The sequence below is a fragment of the Klebsiella sp. CD33 genome (assembly GCF_051992865.1).
In the GTDB taxonomy this organism is placed as follows: domain Bacteria; phylum Pseudomonadota; class Gammaproteobacteria; order Enterobacterales; family Enterobacteriaceae; genus Klebsiella; species Klebsiella pneumoniae.
Genome location: NZ_CP197023.1, coordinates 1,356,407 through 1,377,553 on the forward strand (window position 1 = coordinate 1,356,407; position 21,147 = coordinate 1,377,553).

At 56.5% G+C, this 21,147-nt stretch carries 19 protein-coding genes; 9 read left to right on the forward strand and 10 right to left on the reverse strand.

Annotated elements, in window-relative coordinates:
• Positions 1-230: 230 nt before the first annotated feature.
• On the reverse strand, positions 231-1,463 hold the full coding sequence (locus ACR809_RS06780; protein WP_122051138.1) for an MFS transporter: 1,233 nt from the start codon (positions 1,461-1,463) through the stop codon (positions 231-233).
• A 73-nt stretch (positions 1,464-1,536) separates the two neighbouring features.
• Here ACR809_RS06780 and ACR809_RS06785 point away from each other — a divergent pair, with 73 nt between their 5' ends.
• The gene (locus tag ACR809_RS06785) at positions 1,537-2,448 is read left to right on the forward strand and encodes a LysR family transcriptional regulator (protein ID WP_162992526.1); all 912 of its coding nucleotides are present in this window, start codon (positions 1,537-1,539) and stop codon (positions 2,446-2,448) included.
• Positions 2,449-2,544: 96 nt separating this feature from the next.
• Here ACR809_RS06785 and ACR809_RS06790 read toward each other — a convergent pair whose 3' ends face one another.
• Positions 2,545-2,718, reverse strand: coding sequence for a YfgG family protein (locus ACR809_RS06790; protein ID WP_004174861.1), 174 nt, complete (start codon positions 2,716-2,718; stop codon positions 2,545-2,547).
• A gap of 371 nt (positions 2,719-3,089) precedes the next feature.
• On the opposite strand from ACR809_RS06790, the gene ACR809_RS06795 reads away from it, so the two are divergent.
• Complete coding sequence (locus ACR809_RS06795; RefSeq protein WP_002913841.1) at positions 3,090-5,318, forward strand: sensor domain-containing phosphodiesterase; 2,229 nt, start codon at positions 3,090-3,092, stop codon at positions 5,316-5,318.
• 53 nt (positions 5,319-5,371) lie between these two features.
• On the opposite strand, the gene ppx is transcribed toward ACR809_RS06795, so the two are convergent.
• The 4 genes from ppx to purM all read right to left on the reverse strand — a co-directional run bounded on the left by ppx (position 5,372) and on the right by purM (position 10,824).
• Positions 5,372-6,904, reverse strand: coding sequence for an exopolyphosphatase (ppx, locus tag ACR809_RS06800; RefSeq protein WP_002913839.1), 1,533 nt, complete (start codon positions 6,902-6,904; stop codon positions 5,372-5,374).
• Positions 6,905-6,907: 3 nt separating this feature from the next.
• On the reverse strand, positions 6,908-8,968 hold the full coding sequence (ppk1, locus tag ACR809_RS06805; protein ID WP_002913838.1) for a polyphosphate kinase 1: 2,061 nt from the start codon (positions 8,966-8,968) through the stop codon (positions 6,908-6,910).
• 180 nt (positions 8,969-9,148) lie between these two features.
• Positions 9,149-9,790: a phosphoribosylglycinamide formyltransferase gene (gene purN, locus ACR809_RS06810; protein ID WP_004145656.1), complete on the reverse strand. Its 642-nt coding sequence runs from the start codon at positions 9,788-9,790 to the stop codon at positions 9,149-9,151.
• Positions 9,787-10,824, reverse strand: coding sequence for a phosphoribosylformylglycinamidine cyclo-ligase (gene purM / locus ACR809_RS06815; RefSeq protein ID WP_002913836.1), 1,038 nt, complete (start codon positions 10,822-10,824; stop codon positions 9,787-9,789). The genes purN and purM overlap by 4 nt, the downstream gene beginning before the upstream one ends.
• Positions 10,825-11,087: 263 nt before the next feature.
• Here purM and bglK point away from each other — a divergent pair, with 263 nt between their 5' ends.
• The 5 genes from bglK (at position 11,088) to ACR809_RS06840 (ending at position 16,450) form a co-directional block, all read left to right on the forward strand.
• Positions 11,088-11,981: a beta-glucoside kinase BglK gene (bglK, locus tag ACR809_RS06820; protein ID WP_002913833.1), complete on the forward strand. Its 894-nt coding sequence runs from the start codon at positions 11,088-11,090 to the stop codon at positions 11,979-11,981.
• 9 nt (positions 11,982-11,990) lie between these two features.
• On the forward strand, positions 11,991-13,424 hold the full coding sequence (locus ACR809_RS06825; protein ID WP_004174870.1) for a 6-phospho-beta-glucosidase: 1,434 nt from the start codon (positions 11,991-11,993) through the stop codon (positions 13,422-13,424).
• A gap of 217 nt (positions 13,425-13,641) precedes the next feature.
• Complete coding sequence (gene upp / locus ACR809_RS06830; RefSeq protein WP_002913827.1) at positions 13,642-14,268, forward strand: uracil phosphoribosyltransferase; 627 nt, start codon at positions 13,642-13,644, stop codon at positions 14,266-14,268.
• Between the two features lie 95 nt (positions 14,269-14,363).
• Positions 14,364-15,650 carry a uracil permease gene (gene uraA / locus ACR809_RS06835; protein WP_002913824.1) on the forward strand — a complete coding sequence of 429 codons (1,287 nt, stop codon included), beginning with the start codon at positions 14,364-14,366 and terminating at the stop codon, positions 15,648-15,650.
• Between the two features lie 98 nt (positions 15,651-15,748).
• A complete protein-coding gene (locus ACR809_RS06840) occupies positions 15,749-16,450 on the forward strand; it encodes a DnaA inactivator Hda (RefSeq protein ID WP_020947395.1) in 702 nt (233 codons plus the stop codon).
• On the opposite strand, the gene ACR809_RS06845 is transcribed toward ACR809_RS06840, so the two are convergent.
• From ACR809_RS06845 to bepA, 3 genes are all read right to left on the reverse strand, one after another.
• Positions 16,447-17,370, reverse strand: a complete 924-nt coding sequence (locus ACR809_RS06845) for an Rpn family recombination-promoting nuclease/putative transposase (protein ID WP_014907125.1) — start codon at positions 17,368-17,370, stop codon at positions 16,447-16,449. The genes ACR809_RS06840 and ACR809_RS06845 overlap by 4 nt on opposite strands.
• A gap of 128 nt (positions 17,371-17,498) precedes the next feature.
• Complete coding sequence (gene arsC / locus ACR809_RS06850) at positions 17,499-17,858, reverse strand: arsenate reductase (glutaredoxin) (protein ID WP_122051140.1); 360 nt, start codon at positions 17,856-17,858, stop codon at positions 17,499-17,501.
• Positions 17,859-17,867: 9 nt separating this feature from the next.
• On the reverse strand, positions 17,868-19,331 hold the full coding sequence (gene bepA, locus ACR809_RS06855; protein WP_002913807.1) for a beta-barrel assembly-enhancing protease: 1,464 nt from the start codon (positions 19,329-19,331) through the stop codon (positions 17,868-17,870).
• A gap of 51 nt (positions 19,332-19,382) precedes the next feature.
• Here bepA and ACR809_RS06860 point away from each other — a divergent pair, with 51 nt between their 5' ends.
• Together ACR809_RS06860 and ACR809_RS06865 are read left to right on the forward strand one after the other, a co-directional pair.
• Positions 19,383-19,499, forward strand: coding sequence for a hypothetical protein (locus tag ACR809_RS06860; protein WP_004221267.1), 117 nt, complete (start codon positions 19,383-19,385; stop codon positions 19,497-19,499).
• A 54-nt stretch (positions 19,500-19,553) separates the two neighbouring features.
• Positions 19,554-20,615: an AI-2E family transporter gene (locus ACR809_RS06865; protein WP_002913806.1), complete on the forward strand. Its 1,062-nt coding sequence runs from the start codon at positions 19,554-19,556 to the stop codon at positions 20,613-20,615.
• A gap of 61 nt (positions 20,616-20,676) precedes the next feature.
• Here the strand turns inward: ACR809_RS06865 and bcp are convergent, their stop codons facing one another.
• Positions 20,677-21,147, reverse strand: coding sequence for a thioredoxin-dependent thiol peroxidase (gene bcp / locus ACR809_RS06870; RefSeq protein ID WP_122051141.1), 471 nt, complete (start codon positions 21,145-21,147; stop codon positions 20,677-20,679).

A 21,147-nucleotide genomic window follows, 5' to 3' on the forward strand; every position in this document is an offset into this window, starting at 1 on the left:
GTGGCTAATGTTACCGATGGCGACTGGCTTTATTTTTTGGATCATTATGCAAGCGAAAAATACAGGCGGTATCGTTATTTTTCGCAGGTGACAGCATGCCCTGCTATTCTCTTAAAAATTTCATCATTGATTTGGTGAATGTATTTTCATTAAAAATTTATAATATGAATAATGCCTGCCATATGGCTATAAGGGCAGGCGTAAATTATCAAGGGCGTAGTGATCCACGTTTACTCTTCAGCAAGGTTGTTTTTGGCTATCGGTTGGTCAACGGCCGCTGCCGGATATTCTACATTACGTTCATCCTGCGCCTTACCCGCCTCGCGCACCATCGCCAGCGCCAGTCCGGCAACGATCAACGTTAACCCGGTGGACACCCACATTCCGCCGATAATGCCCAGCCGGTGGTTCAGCCATGCGTAGGCAAAGGGTGAAACAGCTGCCATCAGTTGCCCGGGGATCAGCAGGAGACCCGTGCGGCTGGCGTAGCTTTCTGCGCTAAACAGCGCCAGCGGCAGCGTCGCTTTGACAATCGTCACCAGCCCGTTAATCGCGCCATAGCCCAGCACAAACCCGGCTGCGCATCCGGCAAAGGTCGTGCTGCTCAATCCAAGGAGAAAACAGAGCGGCATGGCGAGCGCAGTAAAACGCGTTAGCGTGAGTGAGGTGACCCGGGGACCGGCCAGCACTTCCCCCAGCCGGGCGCCGGTCTGGCCGAATCCCCACAGCATACCGACGGCAATAGGCAGACCAAAGTGGCTGATAAACTCCGGCAGATGGGTAGAGGTACCGTTAGAGATGAAGGTGATCAGCGCAATAAAGATCGCGTAACGCGCCCCGTTACGCCGGTCGCCCTCTGCTGTCGCTGGCGAGGCTGGTGATTTCGCCGCTGAATTGAGCCGCTGGCGAGGCAGTTGATAACTCAGCCATGCGCTCAGCAGGCCAAACAGCGCATAGATCCGCAGGGCATTCTGCCAGGGCATGATAGTTAATAACGCCTCGCCCAGCGGCCAGAAGAGGGCAGAGGCCAGACCGCCAGCGAGAGTGATATGAGAGATAGTTTTCCGCGCCTGCTGACCGTACAGATTCACCACTGCGGCGAACAGCGCATCATACAGTGAGAGCCGCATGCCGATGCCGGTCAGCAGCCAGGCGCCGTACCAGCCGGCCAGCGAAGGGCGCCAGGCCATCATGGCGCAGCTGGCGGCTATCAGTAAGGTACCGCTGGTGACCACCAGTCTTCCGCCAAAGCGAGCCAGCAGCCTGGCAACGAACGGGGAGGCAGCGGCCATCATCAGCATCGCAAGCGTCAGGCCGAGATAGATCTGCGGCAAGGACCATCCTTTGTCGGCGGCGATAGCCCCGGCAAAGGTGCCGGGCATATAAAAAGAGATCCCCCAGTTGATGAGTTGCTGACCGCCCGCGGTGAAGGCAAGGCGTCGGGGAATAGCGTTTATTTCCATAGTTTTTCATTCCGTTAAGACAGTTGTCCTGAGCATACCCGGCAGGCTATTGTTCTGGCAGAGCGGCCACCTTATGCGCGGTATAAGAGAAACTTTTATGACAACACTGAACCTGGGAAATCTGGCGACCTTCCGGCTGGTCGTACAGCGCGGCAGCTTTTCTGCCGCCGCCGACGCGCTGGGGATCTCCCAACCTGCCGTCAGCCTGCAGGTACGTCAGCTGGAGCAGTTTTTACAGACCAGGCTGCTGGAGCGAACCGGACGTGGGATCAAGGCGACGGCGGCAGGAATGGCATTGCTGGCCCACAGCGAGCATATCGATCGGGCGGTGAATAGCGCGGTGCAGTCGGTCAGCGCATTCAGTCAGGAGGTTAATGGATCGTTGACGCTGGGGACAGGCGCGACGGCCTGCATTCATCTTCTTCCACCGCTGCTGCAGCATCTTCGTCAGCAGCACCCGCTGCTGACGGTGGGGGTGACCACCGGCAACACGCTGGATATCGTCCGCGCGGTGGAAGAAAACCGGCTCGATCTCGGGCTGGTCACGCTGCCCGTGCAGGGGCGCAGTCTGGCGGTGACTGCGATGTTAGATGAGGAGTTCGTGACCATCTATGCCAGCCGCGAGACGGAGATGCCGGCGGTTTATACTCCCGCCGAGCTGCAGGCGCAGCCGCTCATTGCCTTCGAGGCGGGTAGCGGCACGCGGGATCTGATTGACCGCTGGTTCCGCTCGGCGGGACTGGCGGTGACGCCGGTAATGCAGTTGGGGAGCATCGAGGCGATTAAGCGCATGGTGCGGGCAGGGCTGGGCTACAGCATCGTGCCCCGCATGGCGGTGGAGCGGGTGGAGGATCGCGACGGATTACGCGTACACTCGCTGGCGCCGCGGCTATACCGACAGCTGGCGGTAGTCATGCGTCAGGACAAAATTGTGACAAAAGGTATCGCTGAAATGCTGCGCCTGCTGCATACCGTGCGCTTATAAATCGCCGACGGCAAAATTACCGCATCAAAGACAGTACTTCAGCAGCGAGCGGCTCTGCCTGCGGAGTGTGGCGCTTGCAGTATTAGAATCAAAGGATTACTCGCGGGGGGAGGGTTCGACGGTGAGCGATGACTCCTGCGACGCTTTTTTATCCTGATGATGGTACCAGGCGCCGATGGAGGAGTAGACAAAGCGTCCAAAGAAGAAGAGAAAGCTGATAAGCAGTACGATACGGGTCATGCGACGGTTAAATCGATGTCGTTTACGCATACTGGGTGCCTGACTCACAAAAGGATCCTTGAAGTATACCCGAAGATGGGCGATGGGGGGTATTAAGGCACAGGAACGAGATGGGGTCAATTGATGCAGATGTAAAAGTGCGGCAGTGAAAACATTAATTAATGTTATATAAGATAATCGTCGTATTTACATGCTCACTTTATTAGCCGTGAAATGTCGGGAAAAATAAGATTTATTAATGTTGGTGTCAGCATTTGTTGATTTATATCAATAGTCTCCTTCTCTTGGCCACTAAAATCAGCGGACGTTACCGTATCGTTATTATTTACGCGGTCAGCATGGGTGGTTGGATGCCTGCCTGAATATGCCTCGCGGGAGCAGAGGCACTCTGTAGAGCACCTATGAATTTATTAAAATACTATCAACAATATCGCGACAAGTGGTGGGCTTTACCGCTCGTTCTGCCTGCGCTGTTATTACCGGTCGCCAGATGGGCGAATACCTACACCATGCTCAATGGTCATATGGTATTTTTGTATTATCTTCCCCTGGCGCTGGTGCTCAGCCTGATGATGTTTTTTGGTTGGGCGGCGATCCCTGGCATTATTATTGGCCTGCTGTTAACTCTGGCCCACGGCATGATGTTTGAGCAGTCCATCGGTGTACTGTTCCATTTCCTTATCCCCTGCGTGCTCTGCTGGGGCGGCTACCGCATTTTTGTCCCCCAGCGTCAGCAGGTCTCACACGGCAACGTCCGACTGATGCCGCATCGTCTGTTCTGGCAAATGCTGCTCCCCTCGGTCATTTTTCTGATTTTGTCACAGATTGCCGAATATCTTGGACTCCATCCGCGCACAACGGAAATGACCGGCGTTACGCCATTTAGTTTACGTTCATTAATCACCTTTCAGGCGCTAATGGTAGGGTGCCTGACCGGCATGCCGCTGTGTTATTTTGTGTTACGGGTCATTCGTAATCCTTTTCATTTACGCGGCTTTATTTCTCAGGTTCGCTTACAAATTGATCCAAAAATAAAAAAAATTGAAATCATTTGCTGGGCGACGGTATTAATTCTGCTACTGTGGCTATTATTGATGCCGCTTAATGATAGCAGCACCATATTTAGTACGAATTATACGTTGTCATTGCTGATGCCGGTGATGCTCTGGGGTGCCATGCGTTTTGGCTATCGCTTTATCTCACTGATCTGGACGCCGGTGCTGATTGCCGTGATCCATTTTCATTACCGTTACTTACCAATTTACCCAAGCTATAACACCCAGTTGGCGATCACGTCATCAAGCTATCTGGTATTCTCGTTTATTGTCGCCTATACGGCGATGTTGGCGACACAGCAGCGGCTGATCTACGCTCGCGTCCGGCAGATGGCCTTCCTCGACCCGGTGGTTCATATGCCGAACTTGCGGGCGCTGAGCCGGGCGCTCAACGGTACGAGCTGGTCGACGCTCTGTTTTCTGCGCATTCCTGAGCTTGAACTGCTGGGGCGCCACTATGGGGTACTTTTGCGAATCCAGTATAAGCAAATGCTGGCGAACCACCTGAGAACGCTGCTGCAGCCCAACGAAGCGGTATATCATCTTGCCGGTCACGATTTAGTGTTCCGTCTCAATAGCGAAGGGCACCAGGCGCGCATTCACTTAATTGACCGCTCCCTGCGACAGTTCCGTTTCCACTGGGACGGGGTCCCCCTGCAGCCGCGGATCGGCATGAGCTATTGCAACGTTCGCTCGCCGGTCAAGCATCTGTATTTACTGCTTGGCGAGTTGAACACCATTGCCGACATGTCGTTAGCCAGCGGCCATCCGGAAAATTTACAGCGCCGCGGCGCGGGCCATGTTCAGCAGGATCTGAAAGATAAAGTCGTGATGATGAACCGCATTCTCAAAGCGCTGGAACATGACCATTTTGTCCTGATGGCGCAGCCTATCCAGGGCATTCGCGGCGATCGCTATCATGAAGTGCTGGTGAGGATGGAAGGGGAGTCGGGTGAGCTAACGGGGCCAAACGAGTTCTTGCCGGTGGCGCACGAGTTTGGGCTGTCCACGCGGGTGGACCAGTGGGTTATTGAGCATACGCTGGCCTTTATGGACGCCAACCGGCGGGCGCTGCCTGGTCTGCGGCTGGCGATCAATCTTTCTCCGGTGTCGCTGAGCCGCAGCCAGTTTCCTCAGGAGGTCGAAGCGCTGCTGCAGGCCTACAACATTGAGCCATGGCAGATTATTTTCGAGCTGACCGAGAACTACGCGCTCAGCAATCCCGAGCTGGTCTGCCAGACTTTAGAGCATCTGCGGGCGCTGGGCTGCCGGGTGGCGATCGATGATTTTGGTACCGGCTACGCCAGCTACGCCCGGTTAAAAACAATGAACGTCGACATTCTTAAAATCGACGGCAGTTTTATTCGCAATCTGCTTGCCAGCAGTCTTGATTATCAGGTCGTAGACTCTATTTGTCGTCTGGCGCGTATGAAGAACATGCAGGTGGTGGCCGAATATGTGGAGTCGCCGGAAATACGTCAGGCGGTCATCACGCTGGGGATCGATTATATGCAGGGCTATGATATCGGGGTACCGGTACCTCTGACGCAGTTGGCGGAGGAGATGACCGGCTGAACAGCAAAAAGCCGGGCGTAAGCGCCCGGCTCGGTTGATAGCCAGAGATACGATCAGGCGTCTGGCTCTTCTTCAGCAATCTTCAGCATCCATTCCGGCACGCCTTCCCAGTACTGTTGCTCTTTTTCCAGATCCAGCAGCACCAGCGCATTCTGGCTAAACCAGTTGTGCGGAAACGTCAGCGTCCAGTGGTGAGCTTCCGTCTGCAGGCGCAGCGTCGGCGGCGTAGTGGTAGCCTGACGCTGGTTATTCAGCAGTACGCCCAGGCGCAGTAGCTGAATTAGCGGCAGAAACTGCTTTTTCCTGAATAGCGTAAAGCGCGGCAGATCGTCGAGCTTTATCGCTTTGCGATGATAGCGTACGAGGGTGGCCATCAGCATCTGCTGCTCCTGATTGAAGCCCGGCAGGTCGCTATTTTGGAGAATGTAGGCCGAGTGACGATGCATGCCGCTGTGGTTGATATTCAGCCCTACCTCATGGAGCATCACCGCCCATTTCAACAGCGCCGCGAGGTGCGGATTGGCCAGTTTGGGATTCTGCTCCTGCCACTGCTCCAGCATCTGGGTGGTAGTTTCCAGTACCCGGCGCGCCTGTTCGCGATCGATGTTGTACTGATTTGCCAGACTCTGTGCCGTGCGGCTACGAATATCCTGGTGGCGGAAGCGGCCTTCCATCTCGTACAGGACACCTTCGCGCAGCGCGCCATCGGACAGACGAAGTTCTTTGATGGCCAGCGCGTCAAACACACCGCAGAGGATCGCCAGCCCAGGCGCAAAGACCGCTTTACGGTCTTCTGAGAGACCGGGCAGACTGAGCGCGTCGAAGTTTTTATGCTTCAACAGCTCATTTACCAGCATCTCGAGGCGCTCCGGCGTAATAAATCCGTCCTTCTCGCCCATGGCCACCAGCACTTCCTGGGCGGCTTTTATGGTGCCGGAGGCGCCCAGCGCCACGGTCCATCCCTGAATACGGAACTGCCAGGCCAGCGTCTCCAGTTTCTGCACCGCCGCCAGGCGCGCGCGCTGGAAGTTCTCTTTATTGATAACGCCGCCAGGGAAATAGGCCTGCGAGAAGCTCACGCAGCCCATGCGGCGGCTTTCCACCAGGCGGGGCTCAAAATCTTCGCCAATGACCAGCTCGGTTGAACCACCGCCGATATCAATCACCAGCTTGCGGCCGCGCTCCGGCTGCGTGTGCTCAACGCCCATAAAAATCAGGCGCGCTTCTTCATTACCGGAGATGATCTCGATCGGGTAGGGGATCACTTTTTCCGCGCGTTTAAGAAACTCCGCCGCGTTGGTCGCCTGACGCAGCGTATGCGTCCCGACGATACAGACGCTGGAGGGGGAGAACCCCTGCAGGCGTTCGGCAAACAGCGACAGGCAGTTCAGCCCACGGGTCATGGCTTCTTCGCTCAACACCGAGTTTTCATCGAGGCCATCGGCCAGATGTACGCGCTGTTTCAGGCGTCCGATGATCTGCATGGCGCCGTCGACGACACGGGCGATCACCATATGAAAACTGTTCGAACCAAGGTCAACCGCAGCGAACTCCTGCGGCCGAGGGGTGTTATCGTTTATTGGCATAGGTTAGTCGGGTTGTTCGAGTGATTTGAGATAATCGTAAATCGCCATTTGCGCGCGCACTTTACGGCGATTGCCGCGCGGCACATAGCGGTTACTCAGTTCTTTATCAAGATAGCGCGCTTTTACCGTATCGTTGAACAGGATATCAAAAATATCCAGCACCCGCTGCTTCAGACGCGGATCGAGCAGCGGAGCGGCAACTTCGATGCGATAATCGATGTTACGCGTCATCCAGTCGGCAGAGGAGAGCCAGACCTGTTTATCGCCACCGTTTTCAAAACAGTAGACCCGGTCGTGCTCGAGGAAACGGTCCACAATACTGATGACGCGGATATTTTCGCTGATACCTTCCAGACCCGGGATCAGCGAGCACATGCCGCGGATCAGCAGATTAACCGGCACGCCGGAGCTGGAGGCGGCATACAGTCGGTCCACCAGACCTTTATCCACCAGGTTGTTCAGCTTCAGCGTAATCCCGGACGGTTGCCCGTTTTGCGCATTGGCGATCTCGCGATCGATCATCTCATACAGCAGACGACGCGAGTTCTGCGGCGACACCAACAGGTAGTCGAAGCTAACCGGACGATAGGGGTTCTCGATAAAGTTAAACACCCGGCGGACTTCATTGGTAATGCGCGCATCGGCGGTTAACAGCGAATAGTCGGTGTAGATCCGCGCCGTCTTCTCGTTAAAGTTACCGGTGCCGATGTGGGCGTAGCGCACCACCTCATCGCCTTCTTTACGCGAGATAAGGAACAGCTTGGCGTGGATCTTCAGACCTGGCGCAGAGAAGATAACGTGGACTCCCGCTTCCGTCAGGCGTTTCGCCCAGTGAATGTTAGCCTCTTCATCGAAGCGCGCCTGCAGCTCCACCACTACGGTGACTTTCTTACCGTTGTGGGCGGCGTGGATCATCGCGTCAATAATGCGCGAATCCTTGGCCACGCGGTAAATGTTGATTTTGATCGCCAATACGCTGGGGTCGAAGGAGGCCTGACGCAGCAGCTCCAGCACGTGCTCAAAGGTGTGATAGGGATAGTAGAGCAGCACGTCGCGTTCGCGAATGGCGTCGAAGCCGTTGCGGAATTTATCAAACCACAGATGACGCAGGCGCGGCATGGGTTTATTGACCAGATTGGCCTTACCGACGTTCGGGAAGCCGATAAAGTCTTTAAAGTTGTGATAGCGGCCGCCCGGCAGCATTGAGTCGTAGTTGGAAATGGAGAGCTTATCGCGCAGCATTTCGACCATCGCATCCGGCATATCGCGCTGGTAGACGAAGCGAACCGGCTCGGCGGTCAGGCGCTGCTTGAGGCTGGAGGACATCAGCTCCATCAGGCTCGACTCCATCTCATGCACCAGATCGTACTCGGCGTCACGGGTCATCTTCATCGAGTAGGCGTTCAGCGCATCGTAATCAAAGAAGCCTTTAAAAATATCGTCCAGGCAATAGCGCAGGATGTTATCCAGGAGGATCATTGGCTTGCGGCGACGCGGCGCTTCCGGCGGCAGGTTCACGAAGCGCGGCACTTTATCCGACGGTATTTCCAGCAGAGCATAGTTGATGTTTTCCCCGCGGATAATCTCCACCGCCAGATAGGTGTAATCATCTTTCAGGAACTGCACGAGGTCCGTTTCGCGGTTGATCAGGATCGGCGAGATATGCTGGCGTAAATACTGCTTGAAGTAGTTGCGCAGCCAGGCCTGCTGATTGACGGACAGCTGGCGCTCGTTGATCAGGAAGATCTGGTTACGCGCCATCTCCAGCAACAGTTCATTATACAGACTATCGAATTCCTGATCGGCCTTCAGAACGCGGGCCTGAATTTTGCCTAACAGGTGGCGAGAATGGGCGGTACTGCCTTGTTCTTCACTGATAATAATCCGGCGCTTCAGCTCAGCGAAGCGCACTTTGTAAAACTCATCCAGGTTGTTGGAGTAAATCCCTAAGAAGCGCATGCGCTCAATCAGCGGGTTACTCTTGTCCGCCGCTTCCTGCAGCACGCGTTCGTTAAAAGACAACCAGCTGAGTTCTTTTTCGATGTATAGCTTTTCCTGGCCCATTACCGCTCACACTCCGTTTTACTCACAGGACGTAGACTATTATGACGAATTTTTCTGCGTAGCGATTTACTGTGTCACAACAATATGACAGTAAGAAGAATTATTTCTGTGAGATGTTTGATTAGTAAACACTTTTAATTAAAAAAAAGCCCCGCGATGTGCTCATGCGGGGCTGGTTGTTCATTCGTCGGCGGCATAGCCCTGCGGGGGAAGCTGTCGCTCATCCAGCCAGGCGTGGTTGCCTGCCATGCGCAGACGTCCATCGACGAACCAGCTGATGACCAGCGGATAAATGGCATGTTCCTGGGCCTGAACCCGCGCCGTGATTTCCTCCTCGCTGTCGCCAGCGAAGACCGGCACCTTGGCCTGCAGGATAACCGGCCCACCGTCCAGCTCATCGGTGACGAAGTGCACCGAGGTACCGTGCTCCTCGTCACCGTTCTCCAGCACCTGACGATGAGTATGCAGGCCAGGATACTTCGGCAGTAGCGAGGGATGGATGTTCAGCAGACGTCCCTGATAGTGGCTGACGAACGCCGGGCTAAGGATACGCATATAGCCTGCCAGCACCACCAGATCCGGGGCGTAGGCGTCGATTTCATGCATCAGCTGACGATCGAACGCTTCCCGGTCGGCAAACTGACTTTGCGCCAGCGCATGGGCCGGGATGCCGGCCAGGCGCGCGCGCTCAAGGCCGAACGCATCAGCCTTGTTACTGAATACCGCACGCAGGGTGCCGTTTATCTGTTTCCGGCCGCAGGCGTCGATGATCGCCTGCAAATTGCTGCCGCTACCGGAAATCAGCACCACGATGTTTTTCATGCAATGACCACACGCTGTTCGGAATCGGAGGCTTTGATATACCCGATTTTCCACGCGTTTTCACCTTTGTCATTCAGCAGGGCAATCGCTTTGTCCGCTTCCGCTGCCGGCAGGGCGATAATCATCCCTACGCCGCAGTTAAAGGTACGGTACATTTCATGCTGGCTGACGTTACCGGCGGTTTGCAGCCAGTTGAAGACGGATGGCCACTGCCAGGAGGACTCATCGATGATCGCCTGGGTGTTATCCGGCAGCACGCGCGGAATGTTTTCCCAGAAGCCGCCGCCGGTCAGGTGGGCAATAGCGTGGACGTCAACGCTGGCGATCAGATCAAGCACCGATTTCACATAGATGCGGGTTGGCGCCAGCAGATGGTCGGCCAGCGGTTTACCGTCAAGGTCGGTAGTTTGTGGGTCAACGCCGCTAACCTCAATGATCTTACGCACCAGCGAATAGCCGTTAGAGTGCGGGCCGCTGGACGCCAGCGCCACCAGCACGTCGCCATCGGTCACTTTGCTGCCGTCGATGATTTCTGATTTTTCCACTACCCCGACGCAGAAACCCGCCACGTCGTAATCTTCGCCGTGGTACATCCCGGGCATCTCTGCGGTTTCACCACCGACCAGCGCGCAACCGGACTGCAGGCAGCCTTCGGCGATGCCGTTGATGACGCTGGCTGCGGTATCGACGTCCAGTTTACCGGTGGCGTAATAATCCAGGAAAAACAGCGGCTCAGCGCCCTGAACCACCAGGTCGTTCACGCACATGGCGACCAGGTCGATACCGATGGTGTCGTGACGCTTCAGATCCATTGCCAGACGCAGCTTGGTACCGACGCCGTCGGTGCCGGAGACCAGTACCGGCTCGCGGTATTTCTGCGGCAGTGCGCACAGCGCGCCGAATCCGCCCAGTCCCCCCATCACTTCCGGGCGACGGGTTTTCTTCACCACGCCCTTAATACGGTCGACGAGAGCGTTGCCTGCATCAATATCCACGCCGGCATCTTTATAGCTGAGAGAGGTTTTATCGGTCACTGCGAAGTCTCCACGCGTTTGCGGTAAGCAAGAAAAATCGGCGCAATTCTAACAGGGAAAGCAAACGTTTGCGAGCCTGCTTTACAGTTGGCGTAAAACCGCTGATGAATGGTTAAATTTGATACTGCTCACGAAAATGAAACCGGGTACAGTCTGGTGCTTGCCTCTACGTAAAGGAATCCTCATTATACGACTGAAACCGGTTTCCGTGTTGGTTTGCCACGCATTTTGTCGGTGATTGACGCGGGTCAGGAGAGGGATGAATGAAGATTGCGGCATTTGATATCGGTGGCACCGCGTTAAAGATGGGCGTGATGGCCCGCGACGGCAGGCTGCTGGAAACCGCCAGGCAGTCAATCAATGATAGCGATGGCGATCGGATCTTACAGGCAATGCTGTCGTGGCTGGCGGCCCATCCGTCGTGTGAAGGAATAGCCATCAGCGCGCCGGGCTATATCGATCCGCACAGCGGTCTTATCACCATGGGCGGCGCTATCCGTCGATTTGATAACTTCGCCATGAAATCGTGGCTCGAGACGCGAACCGGGCTGCCGGTCTCGGTGGAAAACGACGCCAACTGTGTGCTGCTGGCCGAGCGCTGGCAGGGCAAAGCGGCGGAGATGGCCAATTTTCTGGTGCTCACTATCGGTACTGGCATCGGTGGGGCGATTTTCTGCCAACACCAGCTGATCAACGGGGCGCGTTTTCGTGCCGGCGAATTCGGCTACATGCTTACCGACCGTCCCGGCGGACGCGATCCTCGTCGCTATTCGATGAATGAGAACTGCACTCTGCGGGTGCTGCGCCATCGCTATGCGCAACATATTGGCGCGCCGCTGGATAGCGTGACAGGCGAACTGATTTTCGACCGCTATGACGCCGGCGACCCGGTTTGTCAGCGTCTGGTCGCCGAGTTCTTCAATGGCCTGGGCCATGGCCTTTATAACCTCGTCCATATCTTCGATCCGCAGACCATTTTTATCGGTGGCGGCGTTGTGGAACGCCCAGGATTTCTGACGCTACTGCGCCAGCATCTGGCCTGGTTCGGCATTGCCGACTATCTCGATACCGTCAGTCACGGTAACGATGCCGGCCTGATTGGCGCGGTTTACCATTTTAATCAGCTGTATCGTTCGCCAGACGACGATCGACATTAGGGAGAGACTATGTCCGGATTTAAAGCAGGTTTTCTGTGGGGCGGCGCGGTCGCAGCGCATCAGTTAGAGGGCGGTTGGCAGGAGGGCGGCAAGGGGATCAGCGTGGCGGATGTGATGACCGCCGGCGCCCACGGCGTGCCGCGGGAAATTACCGACGGCGTGGTGGCCGGGAAAAACTACCCGAACCATGAGGCGATCGATTTTTATCATCGTTATCCACAAGACCTGGCGCTGTTTGCCGAGATGGGCTTCAAATGTTTTCGCACCTCGATTGCCTGGACGCGTATTTTCCCGCAGGGCGATGAGCTGGAGCCCAACGAGGCTGGCCTGCAGTTTTATGATGATCTGTTCGACGAATGCCTGAAACACGGCATTGAGCCAGTCATTACGCTGTCGCATTTTGAAATGCCTTATCACCTGGTCACCGAGTACGGCGGCTGGCGCAACCGCAAGCTAATCGACTTTTTCGTGCGCTTTGCCAGGGTCGTCTTCACCCGCTATCAACATAAAGTGAAGTACTGGATGACCTTTAACGAGATCAACAACCAGGCCAACTTCCATGAGGACTTTGCCCCCTTCACCAACTCCGGTTTGAAATATTTGCCGGATGAAGACCGGGAACCGGTGATGTACCAGGCCGCGCACTATGAGCTGGTGGCCAGCGCCCTGGCGGTGAAAGCGGCGCGCGAGATCAACCCGGCGCTGCAGATTGGCTGCATGATCGCTATGTGCCCCATCTATCCGCTGACCTGCGCCCCGGACGATATGATGATGGCGATGAACGCCATGCACCGCCGTTACTGGTTTACCGACGTCCACGTGCGCGGTCGCTATCCGCAGCATCTGCTCAACTATTTTGCCCGCCGCGGCTTTACTCTGGATATCACCGAAGCCGATCGTCAGGCGTTAACCGAGGGCTGTGTCGACTACATTGGCTTTAGCTACTATATGTCGTTCGCTACCAAAGCCACCGAAGACAACCCCTTGCTTGATTATGATGAAACCACCAGCCTGGTCTCCAACCCGTACGTCAAAAAGTCGGACTGGGGCTGGCAGATTGACCCGGTCGGCCTGCGCTATTCGCTGAACTGGTTCTGGGATCACTACCAGCTGCCGCTGTTTATTGTCGAAAACGGCTTTGGCGCGATTGATGTCCGCGAAGCGGACGGCAGCGTCAATGACCAGTATCGCATCGATTATCTCTCCGCCCATATCGCGGAGATGAAAAAGGCGGTGGTCGAGGATGGCGTCGATCTGATGGGCTACACCCCCTGGGGCTGTATCGATCTGGTTTCCGCCGGCACGGGGGAAATGAAAAAACGCTACGGCTTTATTTATGTCGATAAAGATAATGAAGGCAATGGCACGTTGGCACGCAGCCGGAAAAAGTCCTTTGCCTGGTATCAGCAGGTAATTGCCAGCAACGGGGAGAACCTGTCGTAGTCGGGTGGCGCTAACGCTTAACCGACCTACAATACACGTAGGCCCGCGTAAGCGTATGGACTGCACCCCGCACCCAAGCCGGAGCCTCGCCTCCGGTTTTTTTGTCTCTAAATCACTTTGCTTGATATACGTCAAGCAAGATGGGTATGGCACAATCCGCAAAAAGCGGTATAATCCCGCGATTTTTTTTGTGGCTGCCCCTCAGAGGAGAAAGAGAATGAAGATTGTGGAAGTCAAACACCCACTCGTCAAACACAAGCTGGGCCTGATGCGCGAGCACGACATCAGCACCAAACGCTTCCGTGAACTCGCCTCAGAAGTGGGCAGCTTACTGACTTATGAAGCCACCGCCGATCTGGAGACTGAGAAAGTCACTATTGAAGGCTGGAACGGTCCGGTGGAAGTCGAGCAGATCAAGGGCAAGAAAATTACCGTTGTGCCTATCCTGCGCGCTGGCCTCGGCATGATGGAAGGGGTGCTGGAGCACGTGCCAAGCGCGCGTATCAGCGTGGTCGGTATCTATCGCAATGAAGAAACCCTCGAGCCGGTGCCTTACTTCCAGAAACTGGTGTCTAACATCGATGAACGTATGGCGCTGGTCGTTGACCCGATGCTGGCCACCGGTGGGTCGATGATCGCCACTATCGATCTGCTGAAAAACGCCGGCTGCACCAGCATCAAGGTGCTGGTGCTGGTGGCGGCGCCGGAAGGGATTGCCGCGCTGGAGAAAGCCCACCCGGACGTTGAGCTGTACACCGCCTCTGTCGATAAGGGACTGAACGAGCACGGGTATATCATTCCCGGTCTCGGCGATGCCGGCGACAAGATTTTTGGAACGAAATAAAATATACCGCGAAAAAAGCCGACTTTGAGAGTCGGCTTTTTTTTGAATAAAAGTAATCCACAGCAAATAACAGACGACTCTCAGAGGAATACACTATGACGCGCCGTGCCATCGGGGTGAGTGAAAGACCGCCGCTTTTACAGACAATCCCGCTTAGTTTGCAACATCTGTTCGCCATGTTTGGCGCAACGGTACTGGTGCCTATTCTGTTCCACATTAACCCGGCCACCGTCCTGCTGTTCAACGGCATCGGTACGCTGTTGTACCTCTTTATCTGTAAAGGCAAAATTCCCGCTTATCTGGGATCAAGCTTCGCTTTTATCTCCCCGGTGCTGCTGCTGTTGCCGCTGGGCTACGAAGTGGCGCTGGGCGGCTTTATTATGTGCGGCGTGCTGTTCTGCCTCGTCTCCTTTATTGTCAAAAAAGCCGGTACCGGCTGGCTGGATGTGATGTTCCCGCCGGCGGCGATGGGCGCCATCGTGGCGGTTATCGGCCTCGAACTGGCGGGCGTGGCGGCTAATATGGCCGGGCTGCTGCCGGCCGACGGCCAGTCACCGGACAGTAAAACCATTATTATCTCGATGGTGACCCTGGCGGTGACGGTGTTCGGATCCGTGCTGTTCCGCGGCTTCCTGGCGATTATCCCGATCCTGATCGGCGTGCTGGTGGGCTATGCGCTGTCGTTTGTGATGGGCGTGGTCGATACCACCCCGATCGCCGAGGCGCACTGGTTCGCGCTGCCGACTTTCTACACTCCGCGCTTTGAGTGGTTTGCTATCTTCACCATACTGCCCGCCGCGCTGGTGGTGATTGCCGAGCACGTGGGGCATCTGGTGGTGACCGCCAATATCGTTAAGCGCGATCTGATCCGCGACCCGGGCCTGCATCGTTCGATGTTTGCCAACGGCCTGTCGACGATCGTTTCCGGCTTCTTCGGTTCGACGCCCAACACTACCTACGGTGAAAATATCGGCGTGATGGCGATTACCCGGGTCTACAGCACCTGGGTAATCGGCGGCGCGGCGATCATTGCGATTCTGCTCTCCTGCGTCGGCAAACTGGCGGCGGCTATCCAGATCATCCCGGTGCCGGTGATGGGCGGCGTTTCCCTGCTGCTGTACGGGGTGATCGGCGCTTCGGGGATCCGCGTACTGATTGAATCGAAGGTGGATTACAGTAAAGCGCAGAATCTGATCCTCACCTCCGTGATCCTGATCATCGGCGTTAGCGGCGCTAAAGTGCACATTGGCGCCGCCGAGCTGAAAGGGATGGCGCTGGCGACTATCGTGGGCATCGCCCTCAGCCTGATTTTCAAGCTTATCAGCGTCCTGCGTCCGGAAGAGGTGGTCCTCGACGCGGCGGATAGCGAAGAGTTTAAATAACGATCGCCTGACCGGGCGGCGATCCCGCCCGGTTCTCTCCTGACCTAAATCTGTGGTAAACTCTTCGCGTTTTTCTGTAAGCCTATGTTGAGGTCCATCTGAACGCACCGGCACAGCTCTCTTTGCCACTGTATCTTCCTGACGACGAAACCTTCGCGAGTTTCTGGCCGGGTGATAATCCTTCCCTACTTGCCGCCCTCCAGAACGTACTGCGCCAGGAACACAGCGGGTACATTTATATCTGGTCACGTGAAGGGGCAGGTCGTAGCCACCTGTTACACGCCGCCTGCGCGGAGCTTTCCCAGCGCGGGGATGCGGTAGGCTACGTGCCGCTGGATAAACGGACGTGGTTTGTGCCCGAGGTGCTGGAGGGGATGGAACAGCTGGCGCTGGTGTGCATCGATAACATCGAGTGCGTCGCCGGCGATGAGCCCTGGGAGATGGCCATCTTTAATCTCTATAACCGGATCCTGGAATCAGGCAAAACCCGGCTGCTGATCACCGGCGATCGGCCGCCGCGGCAGCTGAATCTTGGCCTGCCGGATCTGGCCTCACGGCTGGACTGGGGGCAGATCTATAAGCTGCAGCCGCTGTCGGATGAAGACAAACTGCAGGCGCTGCAGCTGCGCGCCAGACTGCGCGGCTTCGAGATGCCGGAAGATGTGTGCCGCTTCCTGCTGAAGCGGCTGGATCGCGAGATGCGTTCGCTGTTTATGACCCTCGATCAGCTGGATCATGCCTCGATTACCGCTCAGCGCAAGCTGACGATCCCCTTCGTGAAAGAGATCCTTAAGCTTTAGTCCGCCAGGGGAGTCAGCTCCTGCTCCGTCAGCCCGGTCAACCGGGCGACCAGGTCGCGCGGAAGGCCGCTGTGCAGCATAGCGACAGCGATGCGCTGCGCCTCTTCTTTCCGTCCTTCCTGACGGCCTTCCTGTCGCCCCTGCGCCAGGCCCCGCTCCAGCCCCTGTTGTTCCAGATATTCCGCAATCGTCATCAACGTCTCCTTATGCTGCGGCGTTCGTAACGCCAGCTCGCGAATGAATTTAATCGGCTCGCGCGTGTTGCCTGCCTGTACCAGATAGTGCATCAGGGCTTGTACCTGCGATTCCGTCGCCAGTCCAGTCAATAATAATTCGCTCAGCTTGTCGAGGAGCTGCGCCAGATCGCGTTGTCGAATATGTTTTTGCAGTAACTCCAGCGTTGCCATGCGCTGGTGGGTGGCAATCTCGTCATCCGGAATGACGGTTATGTCCGCCAGCGGAAACGCCCCGTGATAAAGGTGGCCGGCCAGCTCCGGAGCGACGAATTCATCGAGCCAGCGCAGAGAGAACGGATAGGGGCTCACCAGACCGTGGTAGAAGAGAACAGGGATCACCAGCGGCAGGCGATCGTGGCCGGCATCTAGATGGCGCTGCATGGCGGCGATGGCGTAGCGCATCAGACGAAAGGCCATATGCCGGTCGGGCGTGCTCTGGTGTTCGATAAGCGCATAAATATAACCGTCGCCCGCCGTGGTTTTCAGGGAATACAAAATGTCGGCGTAAAAGGGACGCAGATCGTCTTCGACAAAATGCCCGGACTCGAGATGCAGCGTACGCAGATCGCACACTTTAAGCAGCGTCTCGGGCAGATACAGTTGCAGGAAATCACGGGCGGTATCGGGATGGGAGAGGTAGGTCTTAAACACGGCGTCATGGGGCGTGGAGGTCGGCTTTTTCATGTTCATCCGTCCAGTGGATTGAGCGATGGATGAACAGTAGCACCGTCCGGCGGGCGGGAGATATTGGCGTGAAAGATCTGGAATCGCCCACGTAAAAAAAAGCGCCGCGCAAGCGCGGCGCGGGTGAGTTAGCTTACGATCTCAAGAACCTGTTCCGGCGGGCGGCCAATACGCGCCTGGCCGCGGCTGACGACGATAGGGCGCTCGATGAGTTTCGGATTGTCGACCATCGTCTGTATCAGCGCCGCGTTGCTGAGAGCCGGGTCGGCCAGATTGAGCGATTTATACAGATCCTCTTTCTGGCGCATGAGCTCGCGGGGGCTCTCCATACCCAGCAGCTGCAGCAGCTGGCGCAGCGTCCCGGCATCCGGTGGCGTCTCAAGATAAAGCACCACCTCAGGATCGATGCCGCGACTCTGCAGCAGGCTCAGCGTTTCGCGGCTCTTGGAGCAGCGTGGGTTATGGTAAATTTTTACCGCGTCGGTCATGGGGTCTCCTTACATTTTTTGATAGGGACGGAAGCGAGCCTGCAGATCGCGTAGCTGATCGATACGGGCATCGTAACGTGCCTGCTGCAGGCTACCGAGTTTCACCTGCGAGCTGGCGCTGCTGAGCAGGGAAATCGCCTGCTCCAGCTGGCCGACCAGCGCCATGCTTTCAGCCCGCGCCGCCAGCTCCTGATCGCGATTGCCCAGCGCGCCTTCCGCCTGGGCCAGCAGGTCCCAGCCGTTGCCATCCTCTTTATAGGTAAAGGTATACCGGTTCAGAATGGTCGCCGCTTCCCCGGGCTGCCCGCCCTGCAGCAGGGCGTTGGCCAGGTTCAGCTGCAGCACCGGATTAGTACGCAGCTCGCGGGCGTTTTTAAGGCGATTGATGGCGTCGCTGGTTTTCTTCTGTCCGAGGTCGATATCAGTGGCCAGATCGAGATACCAGGCATTTTGCGGGTCGGCGTTGAGCAGCGGCTGCAGCGTTTTGCGTGCCTGGTCAAAGTTGTTGCTTTCCATCGCCAGCAGAGCGCGACCATACTGGGCGGCATGCTGTTGGCGGATATTGCCTTTATCCCAGGCGTTCAGCAGATCGGTGCCCAGCTTGTTGTCGCCGTTGGTGTACATCCCGAGGGTACGCGCCTTCGCCAGATAGAAGTCCGCCGAGGACTGTACCACCACCGGGCGCATCTGGTTGGCGCGGTTACGGGCATCGGCCAGTCGGCTTTCCGGCAGGGGGTGGGTGAGCAACATTTCCGGCGGTCGCGTCGAGTAGCGCGACTCGTCAAGCAGTTTACCCATAAACATTGGCATGGCCTGTGGGTCGAAACCCGAGCGCTGCAAAACCTGAATGCCAATCCGGTCGGCCTCTTCTTCGTTCTGGCGGGTGAAGCTGATCATACCCTGCTGGGTGCCGGCCAGCGTCCCGGTCAGGGCCGCCATTCCGGCCTGCGGGCTGGCCATCGCCAGCAGAATCGAACCCAGGGCACCGACCCAGGTCAGCGGCGCATTGCGCTTCTGATCTTCCATCGCGCGGGCGAGATGCCGCTGCGTCACGTGGGAGATTTCGTGCGCCATGACAGAGGCCAGTTCGCTCTCGTTATCAGAGTAGCGGAACAGGGCGGAGTGGAGGACCACATTGCCGCCGAAGAAGGCGAAGGCGTTGATCTGGTCGTTATTAATCAAATAGAAGTGGAACGGGGTACGCACCGAGTTGGCGTGAGCCACCAGACGCATACCCAGCCCGTTGATATATTGCACCAGCAGAGGGTCGTTGATCAGCGGCGCGCTACCGCGCAGTTGGCGGACATAGTAATCCCCCATCTGCATTTCCTGACCGATTGACAGCGTGCTTCCTGCGGAGGTTCCCATGTCCGGCAGGGTATCTGCGGAGTCAGCAAAAGCAGGACCTATCGAACCCAGCGTCAGCGACGCGATCGCGGTCGCCACCAGCGTTTTCTTCAACTGCCTGAACATAACCTCTGTCCTGTAATGTGGGTGTGCCAGTTTGACCGATTGTGCGGCGTAATGTTCCCTGGCCGCATCCCAGCGAGTTTAGCTGGCGTTGGCCGCCTTGAAAATATGTTCTTCATGGCGGAGAACGGTTTGACTGCGGCGCATCAAAAAGCGAAGTCTTTTTTGTGACATTTCGATACAATTCCCCGGATTGTCGCCGCTTGGCCCTTCAGGGAAGGTTTTATGCTTGAGATGTTAATGCAGTGGTACCGCCGTCGATTCAGCGACCCTGAGGCGATAGCGCTGCTGGTTATTTTGCTTGCCGGTTTCGGCATTATGTTCTTTTTCAGCGGCCTGCTGGCCCCGTTGCTGGTGGCTATCGTACTGGCCTATCTGCTGGAGTGGCCGACCGTTCGTCTGGAGCGCATCGGTCTGTCGCGCACCTGGGCCACCTCGCTGGTGCTGATCCTCTTTGTGGGCATCCTGCTGTTGCTGGCCTTTGTGGTGCTGCCGGTAGCCTGGCAGCAGGGAATCTACCTCATCCGCGATATGCCGGGCATGCTAAATAAGCTCTCTGATTTCGCCGCCACGCTGCCGCGGCGCTATCCGGCGTTAATGGATGCCGGCATTATCGATGCGATGGCGGAAAATATGCGCACCCGGATGCTGACGGTGGGCGACTCGGTGGTTAAGTACTCTCTGGCCTCGCTGGTGGGGCTACTCACCCTGGCGGTCTATCTGGTGCTGGTGCCGCTGATGGTCTTCTTCCTGCTGAAGGATAAAGAGCAGATGCTCAACGCGGTGCGCCGCGTTCTGCCGCGCAATCGCGGGCTTGCCGGGCAGGTGTGGAAAGAGATGAACCAGCAGATCACCAACTACATTCGCGGCAAGGTGCTGGAGATGATTGTCGTCAGCGTCGCCACCTGGATAGGCTTTATCCTCTTTGGCCTCAACTACTCGCTGCTGCTGGCGGTGCTGGTCGGCTTCTCGGTGCTGATCCCCTATATCGGCGCGTTTGTGGTGACCATTCCGGTGGTGGGGGTGGCGCTGTTTCAGTTTGGCGCTGGCACCGAGTTCTGGAGCCTGTTTGCGGTCTATCTGATTATTCAGGGGCTGGACGGTAACCTGCTGGTTCCGGTGCTGTTCTCGGAAGCGGTCAATTTACACCCGCTGGTGATTATCCTGTCGGTGGTGATCTTTGGCGGACTGTGGGGATTCTGGGGCGTCTTCTTCGCCATTCCGCTGGCCACGCTGATTAAAGCAGTGGTGCATGCCTGGCCGGATGGTTTGGCGGTCGACGACTAAGGCAATGAGAATAAAAAAAGACGCCGGGCGAGGGCTTCCTCTCCCGGCGTCTTGCTTTGCATCAGGCGTTTTCTTTCAGCCAGTTCAGCACCACGTCGTGGTGATTGCTGGTTTTGAAATCATCAAAGACGTGTTCGATTTTGCCATCGGTATCGATGAGGAAACTAATCCGGTGGATCCCGTCGTAGGTTTTCCCCATAAAGGATTTTTCGCCCCAGACGCCAAACTGCTCGCAAACCTGATGGTTTTCATCAGACAGCAGCGTAAAGTTCAGCAGCTCTTTTTCGGCGAAACGGGAGAGTTTTTCCGGTTTATCGGTGCTGATGCCCAGCACTTCAACGCCGGCTTTTTTCAGGTCGTCCATATTATCGCGCAAGCCGCACGCCTGGACGGTGCAGCCCGGGGTCATGGCTTTCGGGTAAAAATAAACCAGGACACGTTGTCCCTGGAAGTCGGTTAAATTTACTTCCTCGCCGTCCTGGTCCGGTAAGCTAAATTTCGGTGCGATATCACCGGCTTTCAGTGGGGTCAT

Excerpts from the sequence above, each read along its gene's own strand:
- ACR809_RS06825 (WP_004174870.1), top strand. The coding sequence starts at position 11,991 with ATGTCCGGATTTAAAGCAGGTTTTCTGTGGGGCGGCGCGGTCGCAGCG.
- ACR809_RS06790 (WP_004174861.1), bottom strand. The coding sequence starts at position 2,718 with ATGCGTAAACGACATCGATTTAACCGTCGCATGACCCGTATCGTACTG.
- bepA (WP_002913807.1), bottom strand. The coding sequence starts at position 19,331 with ATGTTCAGGCAGTTGAAGAAAACGCTGGTGGCGACCGCGATCGCGTCG.
- ACR809_RS06795 (WP_002913841.1), top strand. The coding sequence starts at position 3,090 with ATGAATTTATTAAAATACTATCAACAATATCGCGACAAGTGGTGGGCT.
- ppk1 (WP_002913838.1), bottom strand. The coding sequence starts at position 8,968 with ATGGGCCAGGAAAAGCTATACATCGAAAAAGAACTCAGCTGGTTGTCT.
- ACR809_RS06865 (WP_002913806.1), top strand. The coding sequence starts at position 19,554 with ATGCTTGAGATGTTAATGCAGTGGTACCGCCGTCGATTCAGCGACCCT.
- ACR809_RS06780 (WP_122051138.1), bottom strand. The coding sequence starts at position 1,463 with ATGGAAATAAACGCTATTCCCCGACGCCTTGCCTTCACCGCGGGCGGT.
- ACR809_RS06785 (WP_162992526.1), top strand. The coding sequence starts at position 1,537 with ATGCGCGGTATAAGAGAAACTTTTATGACAACACTGAACCTGGGAAAT.
- arsC (WP_122051140.1), bottom strand. The coding sequence starts at position 17,858 with ATGACCGACGCGGTAAAAATTTACCATAACCCACGCTGCTCCAAGAGC.
- ACR809_RS06845 (WP_014907125.1), bottom strand. The coding sequence starts at position 17,370 with ATGAAAAAGCCGACCTCCACGCCCCATGACGCCGTGTTTAAGACCTAC.
- purN (WP_004145656.1), bottom strand. The coding sequence starts at position 9,790 with ATGAAAAACATCGTGGTGCTGATTTCCGGTAGCGGCAGCAATTTGCAG.
- ppx (WP_002913839.1), bottom strand. The coding sequence starts at position 6,904 with ATGCCAATAAACGATAACACCCCTCGGCCGCAGGAGTTCGCTGCGGTT.
- upp (WP_002913827.1), top strand. The coding sequence starts at position 13,642 with ATGAAGATTGTGGAAGTCAAACACCCACTCGTCAAACACAAGCTGGGC.
- uraA (WP_002913824.1), top strand. The coding sequence starts at position 14,364 with ATGACGCGCCGTGCCATCGGGGTGAGTGAAAGACCGCCGCTTTTACAG.
- bglK (WP_002913833.1), top strand. The coding sequence starts at position 11,088 with ATGAAGATTGCGGCATTTGATATCGGTGGCACCGCGTTAAAGATGGGC.
- ACR809_RS06860 (WP_004221267.1), top strand. The coding sequence starts at position 19,383 with ATGTTCCCTGGCCGCATCCCAGCGAGTTTAGCTGGCGTTGGCCGCCTT.
- bcp (WP_122051141.1), bottom strand. The coding sequence starts at position 21,147 with ATGACCCCACTGAAAGCCGGTGATATCGCACCGAAATTTAGCTTACCG.